The following is a 12,190-nucleotide window of genomic DNA, read 5'->3' as shown; positions in this document are numbered from 1 at the left end:
CTGTTCGGCCTCGCTGCGGGGCTCCTCCCGCATCGACAGCGAGCGCGAGGTCGGGTCCGAGGAGGCGGCGGGTCGCTGTTCGCGGTCGGCGGTGTCGGCGTCGGTGTGCTCCCGTTCCTGGTTCTCGGCGATACGGCGGTCCTCGGCGTCGTCGCGCACCTCGTCGTGGCCGTGCAGCTGCCAGGCGCGGTGGACCAGGGCGAGCAGGAAGATGGTCAGCGCGAAGGTGATGACGATCGCGGTCAACGCCATGGCCTGCGGCAGCGGATCGGCGTCGGCCTCGCTGCCGGCGCGCACTTCGCCGGTGATCGGCGGTGCGCCGGCGGGTCCGGCGGCGGCGAGAAGCAGCAGGTTGGTGGCGTGGCCGAGGATCAGGAAGCCGAACAGCAGCCGCATCAGGGTGCGTTGGAGCAGCAGGAAGAAGCCGGCGGCGAAGAGTCCGCCGACCACGAGCGCGGTGGTCAGGTCCAGTACGGTCATCGTCCCGACCTCCCGCCGGTACGGCCCCGTCGTACGACGGAGAGCCTGGGTGCACGGTCGTCCTCGTGCCGGTTGTAGCGGCGGCCGTCGCGCTCGACGGCGTCGCCGCCGGGGTCGCCCACTCCGCGCCCGCCGCCCGGTTCCTGCGCGGGGCCGGCCGCCGAGATCAGCAGCATTCCGACGCCCGCGACCACCAGGTAGACGCCGACGTCGAAGGCGAGGCTGGTGGCGAACTTGACGTGTCCGAAGACCGGCAGCTGCCAGTCCGCCACCACCGAGGAGAGCGGCGCGCCGCCGAACAGCAGCGGGGCGAGGCCGGCGGCTCCCGCCAGGGCCAGTCCGCTGCCGGCGACCACCCGGGCGTCCAGCGGCCCGGCGAAGGAGCGGTCGTCCCGGCCGCCCATCAGATAGCGCAGCGCGAACGCCAGCGCCGCCACCAGACCGCCCGCGAACCCGCCGCCCGGCCGCAGGTGTCCGGAGAACAGCAGGTACACCGAGAGCATCAGCACACAGGGGAAGAGCAGCCGTACGACGATCTCCAGCATCAGGGAGCGCTTGTGCTCGGGCAGCGCCACCGCGGGCCTGCCCGGCTCGTCGCGCAGGGCCGGCCGGTGGTAGCCGAGGAGCGCCGCGGCGCCGATCGCGGCGACCATCAGCACGGAGATCTCGCCGAAGGTGTCCCCCGCGCGGAAGTCGACGAGGATCGCGTTGACGACGTTGTGCGAGCCGGTCTCCTTGACGCGCCTGATCATCTCCTCGGCGACCGGTGAGGAATCGTTTCGGGCGCTGCTGATCACCAGCGCCAGCAGCCCGACGAACGCCCCGGCCGTGCAGGCCAGCGCGGCCCGCAGCGCGACCGTGCGCGGCGAGGTGTGGCGCGGCCCCAGATCGGCCGGCAGCCCGCGCAGCACCAGCACGATGACGATCAGCGTCAGCGTCTCGATGAGGAACTGCGCCAGCGCCAGGTCGGGTGCGCCGTGCAGCAGGAAGAGCCCCGCCACGCCGTATCCGACCGCGCCGGCGAGCAGCACCGCCGTCAGCCGGTGCCGGGCACCGACCAGCGCAGCCGCGCCCGTCAACACGATGGCGCCCAGGGGGAGTTCGATGGTGGTGTCCCACAGCGGCGGCCGGATCAGCGGTACCTCGCCGCGGGTCGCGGCCCACAGCACCGCGCCACCGGGCAGCACCACGAAGGTGGCCAGCAGCACGGTCAGGTACACCGGGAGCGAACCGACCTGGGTACGGCGGGTCAGCCGCACCGCGCCAGCCATCAGGCTGTCCATCCCCCGCCAGTAGACCTCCTGGGCGGTGGGTACGTCCGGCAGCCGCAGCCGCTGTCTGCGCACCATGCGGTTGATCCGGAAGAACAGCACACCGAGCGCCAGCGTGGCGACCGAGAGCGCCGGCACGAAGGTGAATCCGTGCCACAGCGAGAGGTGGTACGTCTCGCCGCCGGACCGCAGGGTGTCGGCGTACGGCTCGGTCAGCGCCTCGGTCAGCGGGTAGCCGACGCCGAGCGTGACGCTGCCGGCGGCGAGCACCGTGATCGGCCCCAGCAGCCACGGCTCGCGCCCGTCGGCGCGCACCTGCTCCACGCCCGGCCGGTCGGCGAAGGCGCCCCACAGGTAGCGGACGCTGTACGCCACGGTCAGCACCGAGCCGAGGAAGAGCGCGGCCAGCACCCAGCCGTGGTACGCCCCTTCGAAGCCGCCCGGGTGCAGGAACGCCTCGAACGCCGCCTCGTGGCCGACGAAGCCCACCAGCGGCGGCACCCCCGACATCGAGGCGGCAGAGATCACCGCGACGGCCACCAGCCAGGGTTGTCTTCGGCCGAGCCCGCTGAGTCGGCGCATGTCCCGGGTGCCGGTCAGCTTCTCGATGGTGCCGGTGACCAGGAAGAGCGCCGATTTGAAGGTGGCGTGCGCCAGCAGGATGGTCGCGCCGGCCAGCGCCGCCGTACGGCTGCCGTGGCCCAACAGGATGATGAGCAGGCCGAGTTCGCTGATGGTGCCGTACGCGAGCACCCGCTTCAGATCGTGCTCGCGCAGCGCCTGCCAGGCGCCGACGATCAGCGAGACGGAGCCGACGACCAGCACCATCGCCTGCCACGGCGGCACCGCCGCGAAGCTGGGTGCGAACCGGGCGACCAGGTAGACACCGGCCTTGACCATCGCCGCCGCGTGCAGGAACGCGCTGACCGGGGTGGGCGCCACCATCGCCGCGGGGAGCCAGGCGTGCAGCGGCATCTGGGCCGCCTTGGTGAACGCGCCCAGCAGGACCAGGACGACGGCGATCGTGACGTATCCGCCGTCCGGAGGGTCGGCGAGCAGTTCGGAGAGGCGGTAGGTGCCCGCGGTCTCGCCGAGGAGCACGAAGCCGAGCAGCATCGCGAGGCCGCCGGCCGCAGTGGTGATCAGGGCCTGCTCCGCCGCCCTCCGGTGCTCGGTGGTGCGGCCCCGGCCGGCGATCAGCAGGAAGGAGACGATGGTCGTCAGCTCCCAGAACACGTACAGCACCAGCAGGTTGTCGGCGGTGACGAGACCGACCATCGCGCCCGCGAAGGCGACCAGCAGCGCGGACTCCCGGCCGTGGCCCTCCGAGGTGTACCGCCCGCTGTAGACCATGACGAGGGCGCCGACGCCGCTGACGATGCCGACCATCAGCAGCGCGAGCGCGTCCAGGCGCAGGTCCACGGTGAGTTCGAGCGCCGGCGCCCAGGTCAGCTGCTCCTGCACCACCCGGTCGTCGAGGACCGCGGGCGCGTGCACCACCGCCCACAGAAACGTCGCGGCCGGTACCGCCGCCGCCACCGCCCACACCCCGCGGCCGTACCAACGCTCCAGGAGAGGCAGTGCGGCAGCCAGCACGGCATGGGCAGCGATCAGTACGAGCACGTCACTCCTGCTGCTCTCGGCGCGGTCGAGGCGGGCGGACCTCGGCGGCGGACCTCGGGCGGTTCCGGCGGCGGTGCCGGGCTGCGGTCTCCCGGTGGTGTCGGTGAGCGTTTCGGCGGCGGTCTGGCGGTGCGTGGGGCGGCGGTCTGGCGGTGTGTCCGGTGAGCGCGTCGGCGCGCGGCGTTCTGTCGTAGTTCCTCTGTATACGTGGCGGACGTGGCGGCTGCCTGTCGGCGGGCAGACGGGTGAACGGCCCTCTGCCGAGCCGGGGGAGGCGCACCCGCCCCGCCTGTGCCACCTGCCGAAGGAACATGACGGGCTTGCTCGCCTACCTGCCCGCGTGAGCGGCAGATATATCCCCATCGACCACATCCGTCTCGCCACGCCCCCCGCACACCGCGCCGAATGCCGGATACGCGCGCCTTTCAGCAGGTCACGAACGGCCGGGCGGCCCACTGCCGGACCCGCCGCGAACCGCGCGGTGATTTCCGCCACGCGCCACGGACCACGGACCACGGGCCCCGGTCGCCCCCGCGACGCGAAGTGTTCAATTCCCGCCGTGCTCGCGCTCGGCGACGGGCGCTGTGCCGCCGGATGGACCCGGGACGCGCCGGGCGGAGGGGTGCCCGACGGCCCCGAGGTCGGCACCGTCCGCCGGTCCGACGAGGTCGAGGAGCGTGCGGACGCCAGGTCCGGCCACCCTGCGGCGCAGGCCGGCCTTCGCCCTCGGAGCCGTGTTGCGCACCGCCGCGCCGCTGTTGTTCGGCTCGGTGCCGTTGGGGCTCTGGGAGGGGACGGCCGAGGGCGCGCTCGCGGCGCTGCTGACCGCCCCTGCGCTTTCGTCGGCCGCGCTCCGGCTGCACTCCGCCCTCCACACCCGCGAGCTTCTGCGGCTCTGCCGCGACCGGTTCGCACCCGGGACCACCGCACCGGGCCCGCCGCCGGGCGCAGCGGGGTGCGCAACTGCCGCCCGCACACAGCCCGTTCACCGGGCGGGCCGATGGCTGGCCCCCGCACGTACTGCCTTCGCGCTGCTGAGTAGGCTCCGAAGAGCCCCCTGAGGGGGCCGGAACGCGCAAGCGCGCGGGCCGCACGGGGTGCACGGGGAGAAGAGGTCGACGGCAGTGAGCTTCAAGGTTGAGCCCGAGGATCTGGACGGCTACGCGAAGATGCTCTCCAGGGCGGAGAAGGACCTCGTGGCGGGCGGCACCCACGTCGACAAGAAGGCGAACCTGTCGACCTCCGGTGCCGCGAGCACCGTCTGGAGCCAGGTCGTCGAGATCCACAGCACCAACACCACCGATGCCAAGGCCCTGTTCAACGGCTTCGAGCAGGTGTTGGGCAGCTCCAGCGACGAGTTGATCAGATCGGCGCAGTACTACCGGCAGACCGACGAGCAGCAGGCGGCGAACGTCGACGCCACCTACCCCGGCGGGCGGGGCGCGCCCTCGGGCGGCGCCGCGGTCGGCGGCGGGGCGTTCGCCGGTCTCGGCGGACTCAACCTGCCCGGTGCGGGCTTCGCCGACCGCAGCAACCCGACCGACTCGCTGGAGTCGGACCCGGGCCAGTCGGGCTGGAAGGACCGCTGGGACGGCCTGGCGGGCGACCGCGTCGACGGCGTCCTCGACAACGACAACGGCGCCCTGGGCGGGCTGGGCGAGGCGGTCGGCGTCGTACTCGACTTCACCAGCCCGTCGGTGCTGATCAACGAGGGCCTCAAACTGGCCTTCAACTTCGACCTGTTCGACATGGTCGCCAACTGGATAGCCGGCGACTGGGACTCCTTCGAGCAGTGCGCCACCACCTGGCGGCAGCTCGGCGACCTCTGCAAGGCCGTCGCGGAGAACATCGCCTTCGGCAACAGCCTGCTCAGCAACAGCTGGACCGGCCAGTCGGCCGCCCAGGCGTACGACTACTTCAGCACCGCGGCGCAGAAGCTGGATTCGGCGCAGGAGACGTTCAACGCCCTGTGCACCTGCTACGAGGAGATCGGCCGCCAGATCAACGCCTTCGTGAACATGGTGAAGGCGTGCATGTCCACCATCCTCGACCTGGCGCTGATCGCCGCGCTGGAGGCGGCGGCCGGTGCCGCGGCCGGTTTCACCGGCGTGGGCCTGGTGGTCACGGCCGCCGCGGCGGCGTCCATCGCGCTGAAGATCGCGAAGATGGTCCAGCTCGCCGACCGGATGGCGACCGGGCTCACCGGGGTCTACCTCGCGATCCAGGCGGCACAGGCGTCCGGCCAGGCGGCGACGGCGGCCAAGCTCGCGGACGTCAAGTCCTTCCCCCGGCCGGGCAGTTCCTACGACCACCAGGCGGTCTGAGCGCCCGTACGGCCGGTACGCCCATACGGGCCGAACGCGGCTCTGCTGTCCCACCGCGTAAGGGCCCCGTCGTGGGCCGATCCGCGCCGCACACGCACCCGCCGTGTGCGGCTGCGCGGCGCCGATGCGCGGCGCCGATCCGTCGCGCGTGACGGCATCGGCGTGAGCGGGGCATCCGCGGGCGCCGTTTCTGCGTCCTACCCACCGACCGGGCCGACGCCGTGCGGTGCGGATGGCCGACTCGCCGCCGTACGGGGGGACTTGAACGTGAATTCGAGCAGCACACGCCGACGACGTACGACGGCGGGAGCTGCCGCGCTGCTGGGCGCGGTGGTTCTCACGACCGGGCTGACCGGCTGCAACGACACCACGGAACGCGCTCTCGACTGCGGAAAGCTCGCCCTCTCCGTCTCCCGCAGCATCGACCGGCTCGAACGCGCCGCCATCGGCTCGGCGCTGGACCGGGACTCCGCCGAGGTCACCGAGAAGCTCGACCGGGACGTGGAGAAGATCAAGGACCGCGCGGACAACGCCGACATGCGCAGGGCGGCCGAGCGGGTCGGCGACGCGACCAAGGACGTCCACGCATCGCTGCGCGAGGACCGCAAGCCCGATCTCTCCCCTCTCAAGGACGCCGGGACCGAGCTCACCAAGGTCTGCACCCAGGGCTGAGCGGCGGCGCTGCCCGCGTGCCGGCCTCCCCGAGGGCATCACGAACCGTGGCTTCTGTGCTGGTCGTTGGTGTGCACAGCCGGACTCCGGGGCACTGTTGACAACGGATGCACACAACGGGACAGTGCATTTCGCATTTGTGGGGACAACATTCGGGGGAATCACATGTCGCACCAGCCGCCGCCGTACCAGAACTACGGTCCGTACCAGGGCCGGCCGAACGACTCCAACACGCTCAGCATCGTCGGCATCGTGCTCGGCTGCGTCGCGTTCCTCTTCTGCCCGCCGGGCTTCGGCATCGCCGGCATCGTCTGCGGCGTGGTCGCCAAGAACAAGAACGAGCGCCTGGCCAACACCGCGATCGGAGTCTCGATCGCCGGCCTGATCATCGGCATGATCCTGGGCGTGGTGGTCTTCCGGGGCATGTACGGCGGCTGACCGTGTACGGGACGACCGCGTACTGCGGCTCGTACGGCGGCTGACGGAGCGCCGGACGGGAGAAGCCGGTTCGGTCTTCCCGCGCAGCCCGTACCCGTGGAGCCCGGTCACCCTCCGGCGGCCGGGCTCCACGGCGGTACGGGGCGGCTCCCGCGCCGGTACGGGTTGGTCGCGCCCCTCCTCGGGGCGAACGCGCGCCGGTTGGGCCGAACCGACCGCGCGTCGAGCGGCGTTACTGCTGCTCGACGGGGACGTCGCAGGTGAAGCGGGCGAGCGGCACGTCCTGCCGGAAGAACGTCTTGGCCCGGGCGAGGGCGGCCTGGTCGCGGTAGATGTCGCGGCGGGCGACCCCGCGGCCGAGAAGCGCACCGCCGTAGCTCATCCCCATGAACGCGGCGGCGTTGGTGAGTTGGGCGATCAGGCCCTCGGCCATCTCGTCCCGGGGGTCGGCCCTCGCGGCGATGTTCCAGAGCCGGCGGCCCGCCATCCGCTGCTGGAACTCCAGCGACGGCGCGTTGAGCCAGCCCGACCAGTAGTCGAAGTAGCGCTTCAGCTGGGCGGGCATGCCGTACCAGTACATCGGCGCGGCGAACACGATGTCGGTCGCCGACACCGTCGCCTCGTACAGCTGCCGTTCGGCCTCCCCGCCGGGGAACACGCCCTCTTCGTACCCCTGGTGCCCCTGGTGCACCCCGTCGCGGAAGTCGGGCAGCCGGACGTGCTTGAGGTCGACCCAGCGCTGCGATATCTGCGGCGGGAGCTGGTCGGCGGCGGCACGGGCCAGCACCTCGGTGTTGCCGCCGGTGCGCGAGCTGCCGAGGACGAAGAGGTACGAACGCCGGGCGGCCTCGCTCCATTCGCCGGTGGCGCGGTACTCGGTCGGCGTTGTGGCTGGGGATTCGAAGGCCGGTGTGCTCATGTGCTGTTCCTGACTCGGGGAGGGGGAAGTGGACGACGGCGGTGGGGTTTCGCCGTCGCCGCTGTCGGCGATGTCAAGGCTTCATATCGGTTCGGAGATCACCCAGGCTAGTGCTGGGACCGAGTGGTATTCCGATCGGAACGCCCGTGCTCACAGCGGGTTCGCGGGCGTTTCGGCGGCGTCGCTACGGTGGGCGAGGGCGGCACGACGAGGGGTGAAGCCCGGGGGCGGGACGGCGCGTACGGCGTCCGCTTGAGCCCGGTCGAACGAAGTCCCCGCTGCGGCAGGCGAGTTCACACCCGCCGACGCGCAACCGGGACGCGGTCGGACGCAAGCGGGACGCGGTCGGACGCGGGGCGCGGACGGCAGGAGGGAGAAGCGGTCGGACGCGGCGGCCGGCGGATCAGCGGGGCGTGCGGGTGCCCGTGGTCCAGTGGTAGAGCGTCATGGCGACGCTGGTGGCCAGGTTGTAGCTGGAGACCTGTGGCCGCATCGGCAGTGCGAGCAAGTGGTCGGCGCGGGCGCGCAGTTGGTCGGAGACTCCGTGGCGTTCGGTGCCGAAGGCGAGCAGTGCGTCGTCGGGCAGGTGGGTGTCGCGCAGTTCGGCGCCCTCGGGGTCGAGCACGTAGAGCGGGCCGTCGGGCAGCGCGTCCAGGGCCAGGCGCTCGACGGCGGTCGCGTAGTGGAGTCCGGCGCCGCCGCGCACCGCGCTCGGATGCCAGGGGTCGGTGGTGCCGGTGGTCAGTACGCCGGTCGCGCCGATCCCGGCCGCGAGCCGGACCACGGCGCCGACGTTGCCCAGATGACGCGGGTCCTCCAGCACGACGATCGGGGCGGCCCGCGAACTCCCGTACAGAGCCTGCCTGTTGGCCGCCGGGTCGCGGCGCTCGGCCAGCGCGGCGGTCGAGGTGGGGTGCAGCCTGGGTACGAGCCCGCGCAGCGTCTCCGGGGCCACCGACTCGGCGCGCGCGGCGAGTTCGGCGCTGAGGTCGGGGGCGAGTTCGGCGGCGTGGCCGAGCATCGCCTCCCGGTCGGAGGTGAGCAACTGCCGTACGTGGGCGCCGAATCGCAGGGCGTGCTTCACTGCGTGGAATCCGTCCAGCAGTACGGAGTCCGGTGCGGCCGCCCGCCAGCGCCGTACCGCGTCCGTGTCCTCGCCGTTCACCGTCACAGCGCCACCCTACGCAGCGGCTGGCTGCGAACGGAGCAGAGGCTTCCGCGCACCCCGCCACCCGCATGGCAGTGACAATGAGCATTCCACCTAATTGGCGTGTTCTTGACAATCTGATGAGGTGGCGCGAATCTCGTGAAACTCCGGTCGGCTCGTCCCCCATCAAGCTCCACGGACAGAAGAGGAAGCCCCCCATGCGTTCACGCTCCGCCAGATTCCTGCTCACCGCCCTCGCCGGCGCCGGACTGCTGCTCGCCACCCCGGCGGCCGTGCCCGCGATGGCCGCGCCCGCGCCCGTCGCGAAGCCGTCCTCGGACGTAAAGCCCGCCAACGCCTGCTACACCTGGAGCGGCACCCTCAACGAGGGCTCCTCCGGCGAGGCCGTCCGCCAGCTCCAGATCCGGGTCGCCGGCTACCCGGGCCACGGCGGCGACATCGCCATCGACGGCCAGTACGGGCCCGCCACCAAGGCCGCGGTGCAGCGCTTCCAGTCCGCCTACGGACTCGGCGCCGACGGCGTCGCCGGACCGCAGACCTTCAACAAGATCTACGAGCTGCAGAAGGCCGACTGCTCCCCGGCCAACTTCAACTTCTCCGAGCTGAACAACTGCAACTCCGACTGGTCCGGCGGCAAGGTCGGAGCCGCGACGGCCAAGGCGAACGCCCTGGTCACCATGTGGAAGCTGCAGGCCATGCGCCACGCGATGGGCGACAAGCCGATCACCGTCAACGGCGGCTTCCGCAGCGTCACCTGCAACAGCAACGTCGGCGGCGCCCCCAACAGCCGCCACCTGTACGGCCACGCGGCCGACCTCGGCGCCGGCTCGCAGGGCTTCTGCGCGCTCGCCCTGGCCGCCCGCGACCACGGCTTCACCGAGATCCTCGGCCCCGGCTACCCGGGCCACGACGACCACACCCACCTCGCGGGCGGCTCCGGCCGCTTCTGGTCCGCGCCCAGCTGCGGTATGTGAGACCGGGCTCGCACCGCGCACCCCACGCACCACCGCGAGCCCCACGCACCACCACGCACCACACGCAGCACCACGCGCCCGTCCGGGACCTCCCGGGCGGGCGCGCCCGTGTGCGCGTGCCCGTACGCTTCCTCCCAACTCCGTGCCGGTACGTGCGGGTTCGCCGTGACGCGAACGACCGGTACGGCTGGGCCCGGGCGGGCACCACGGGGTGCCGGACGGGCGGCGGACGAGGAGAGGTGTGGGTTGCGGTGAGGCGACTGCTGGCAAGGCTCTGGCACGCGACGCGCGGGCCGATTCAGTGGCGGGTGCTGTGGGTGGCGAACGCCAAGTTCATGGTCGGGGTCACCGGCGCGGTCCACGACGAGGAGGGCCGATTTCTGCTGCTCCGCCACCGGTTGTGGCCGGAGGACCGGCAGTGGGGCCTGCCGTCGGGGTACGCGATCCGCGGTGAGGAGTTCGCCGAGACGGTGGTGCGCGAGGTGCGCGAGGAGACGGCCCTCGAAGTGCGTCCTGGCGGACTCATCTATCTGAGGAGCGGCTTCAGACTGCGGCTCGAAGTCGCCTACGAGGCGCACTTCGTGGGCGGAACGACGCGACTGGACCCGACCGAGATCCTCGACGCCGGCTGGTTCCTGCCGGACGAGCTGCCCGAGAACGTCCAGCCCGCCCACCGCGACCTGATCGCCCGGGTGCTGGACGGCCAGGCCACGACCGCCCCGGAGAGAGCGACCACGGAGAGCTGAACGCGGAGTTGCCGACCCGGGCGCCAGGGCCGGCGCCCGGCTGCTCGGCGCCGACTCAGGCCGCGGCGAACGCCGTTGGGCTGCTCAGCGGCCCCCGTCCGGCTCCTGCGGGCCCGGCGGCTCCGGTCGCGGGCCCTCCGGCGGTGTATCCCGCGGCGGGCCCTCCGGCCCCGTGTCCCGCGTCGGGGGCGTACCCGCCGCGGCGCCCGGCGTCGTCGGATCGGGCCTGTCCGCGGCCGGTCGGTACGACGCCGCCTTCAAGGCGTGCGCCGGCTCCGCGGGCCCCTCCCCGTACGCCGCCTCGCCGGACGTCGCCTCACCGACCGGCGGACCGGCGGGCGAGGGCAGGATCGGCCAGGGCGCACGCGGCGCGGACTTCTTTCCGTGCGGCCCTCTGCCCAGCCGCCCGAGCACCCGCTCCCGCACTCCGGTGACGCGTGCGCCGAGCCAGAGCAGGAAGACCGTGGGCAGGAAGACCGCGTCGGCGGCGATCATCGCCATGGAGAAGAACGGCAGTCCGAGCAGCACCGCGATCGACACATGCTCGACGATCATCAGTGCGAGCAGCACGTTCTTGATCCGGCGGTTGAAGAGCGTGAAGGGGAAGGCGACCTGGACCATCACCGTGCCGTAGGTGATGACCATGACGATCAGCCCGCTGCTCGCCAGGATGTCGGCCAGCGCGGGGAACGGTGCGAAGTAGTCCAGGTGCAGCGGATACCAGGTGGCGGTGCCGTCCTGCCAGCGCGAGCCCTGCACCTTGTACCAGCCCGCGGTCGCGTAGATCAGGCAGACCTCGGCCATGATGACCACCAGCGCCGCGTTGTGCGCGAGGTTGGCGACCGCGGTGGCCAGGGAACGCGGCTCTCCCGTTCCGTGGAACTGCAGGAGGAACCAGCCGAGCTGGATCAGCCACAGCGCCCAGAAGAAGAGCCCCCACACCAGGGTGAACAGCCCGAGGAGCGTGGGGACGCCGAGCGCGAAGCCGGTGAGGACGAGCAGCACCACGCCGGTCCGGTCCAGCTGGGAGTCCGGATCGGCGCCGGCCCGCAGCGCGGCCTCGGTGCGCCGGGCCCGTCGTGCGTCCAGTGACCAGACCTGCGCACAGCGGGTGAAGATGAGGTAGAAGGCCATCAGGTGGATGACGTTGTCGCCGCCGTCGCCCATGAAGACGCTGCGGTTCTGGAGCGAGAAGACGCCCACCATGAAGAGCACGGACATGGTGCGGGTGCGCCAGCCCAGCATCAGCGCGAGGCTCGCGGCAACCGCTCCGAAGTAGACCAGCTCGAACCAGACCGTGCCGTCCGACCACAGCAGTACGGTGAACGCCTTGTTCCGCTCGATCAGTTGCTCGGCGAGGCTGAACGCCCACGGCGATTCGGGCCCGTACAGCTCGTGCCGGTGCGGCACCTCCCGGAGCAGGAAGAAGAGCCAGGTGGCGGCGACACCGATCCGCAGGATCGCGGTCTGGTAGGGGCCCAGCGCGTGCGAGACGACCGTGAGGAAGTACCGCACCACGGCGGCGTCGAATCGCGAACCGAGCTGCCGCACGGTGGAAGGCTGCGGCGCGGGCCG

At 72.1% G+C, this 12,190-nt stretch carries 11 protein-coding genes; 6 read left to right on the top strand and 5 right to left on the bottom strand.

Translation table 11 applies throughout. The annotated features are described in order from the left end of the window. The coding region (locus tag JGS22_RS09770) for a Na(+)/H(+) antiporter subunit C (protein ID WP_216814918.1) at positions 1 to 480 on the bottom strand (480 nt) is incomplete at its 3' end. Beyond that, positions 477 to 3,374, bottom strand: coding sequence for a hydrogen gas-evolving membrane-bound hydrogenase subunit E (gene mbhE / locus JGS22_RS09765; RefSeq protein WP_211042072.1), 2,898 nt, complete (start codon positions 3,372 to 3,374; stop codon positions 477 to 479). The genes JGS22_RS09770 and mbhE, both read right to left, overlap by 4 nt. Before the next feature lie 677 nt (positions 3,375 to 4,051). Here mbhE and JGS22_RS09760 point away from each other — a divergent pair. From JGS22_RS09760 to JGS22_RS09745, 4 genes are all read left to right on the top strand, one after another. Continuing rightward, the gene (locus JGS22_RS09760; protein ID WP_211042073.1) at positions 4,052 to 4,435 is read left to right on the top strand and encodes a hypothetical protein; all 384 of its coding nucleotides are present in this window, start codon (positions 4,052 to 4,054) and stop codon (positions 4,433 to 4,435) included. Between the two features lie 63 nt (positions 4,436 to 4,498). Beyond that, positions 4,499 to 5,698: a hypothetical protein gene (locus JGS22_RS09755; RefSeq protein WP_211042074.1), complete on the top strand. Its 1,200-nt coding sequence runs from the start codon at positions 4,499 to 4,501 to the stop codon at positions 5,696 to 5,698. A gap of 267 nt (positions 5,699 to 5,965) precedes the next feature. Beyond that, positions 5,966 to 6,370 carry a hypothetical protein gene (locus JGS22_RS09750; protein ID WP_211042075.1) on the top strand — a complete coding sequence of 135 codons (405 nt, stop codon included), beginning with the start codon at positions 5,966 to 5,968 and terminating at the stop codon, positions 6,368 to 6,370. Positions 6,371 to 6,535: 165 nt separating this feature from the next. After that, a complete protein-coding gene (locus JGS22_RS09745) occupies positions 6,536 to 6,808 on the top strand; it encodes a DUF4190 domain-containing protein (protein ID WP_211042076.1) in 273 nt (90 codons plus the stop codon). A gap of 232 nt (positions 6,809 to 7,040) precedes the next feature. Here JGS22_RS09745 and JGS22_RS09740 read toward each other — a convergent pair whose 3' ends face one another. Then, positions 7,041 to 7,727: a flavodoxin family protein gene (locus JGS22_RS09740; RefSeq protein WP_211042077.1), complete on the bottom strand. Its 687-nt coding sequence runs from the start codon at positions 7,725 to 7,727 to the stop codon at positions 7,041 to 7,043. A gap of 403 nt (positions 7,728 to 8,130) precedes the next feature. After that, entirely contained in the window at positions 8,131 to 8,898 is a 768-nt protein-coding gene (locus JGS22_RS09735; protein ID WP_372454220.1) for a TrmH family RNA methyltransferase, read from the bottom strand. Positions 8,899 to 9,092: 194 nt separating this feature from the next. Here JGS22_RS09735 and JGS22_RS09730 point away from each other — a divergent pair, with 194 nt between their 5' ends. Then, on the top strand, positions 9,093 to 9,869 hold the full coding sequence (locus JGS22_RS09730; RefSeq protein WP_211042078.1) for a M15 family metallopeptidase: 777 nt from the start codon (positions 9,093 to 9,095) through the stop codon (positions 9,867 to 9,869). Between the two features lie 251 nt (positions 9,870 to 10,120). Continuing rightward, positions 10,121 to 10,615, top strand: coding sequence for an NUDIX domain-containing protein (locus tag JGS22_RS09725; protein WP_308405593.1), 495 nt, complete (start codon positions 10,121 to 10,123; stop codon positions 10,613 to 10,615). An 84-nt stretch (positions 10,616 to 10,699) separates the two neighbouring features. Here JGS22_RS09725 and JGS22_RS09720 read toward each other — a convergent pair. After that, positions 10,700 to 12,190: HTTM domain-containing protein (locus JGS22_RS09720; protein WP_216814917.1), on the bottom strand; the 1,491-nt coding region annotated here is incomplete at its 5' end.

This window comes from Streptomyces tardus (assembly GCF_018101125.2).
Lineage (GTDB): Bacteria > Actinomycetota > Actinomycetes > Streptomycetales > Streptomycetaceae > Streptomyces > Streptomyces tardus.
Note: the sequence above shows the minus strand (reverse complement) of the source record. Positions and strands in the feature narration are given on the sequence as shown.

Excerpts from the sequence above, each read along its gene's own strand:
- JGS22_RS09730 (WP_211042078.1), top strand. The coding sequence starts at position 9,093 with ATGCGTTCACGCTCCGCCAGATTCCTGCTCACCGCCCTCGCCGGCGCC.
- JGS22_RS09740 (WP_211042077.1), bottom strand. The coding sequence starts at position 7,727 with ATGAGCACACCGGCCTTCGAATCCCCAGCCACAACGCCGACCGAGTAC.
- JGS22_RS09745 (WP_211042076.1), top strand. The coding sequence starts at position 6,536 with ATGTCGCACCAGCCGCCGCCGTACCAGAACTACGGTCCGTACCAGGGC.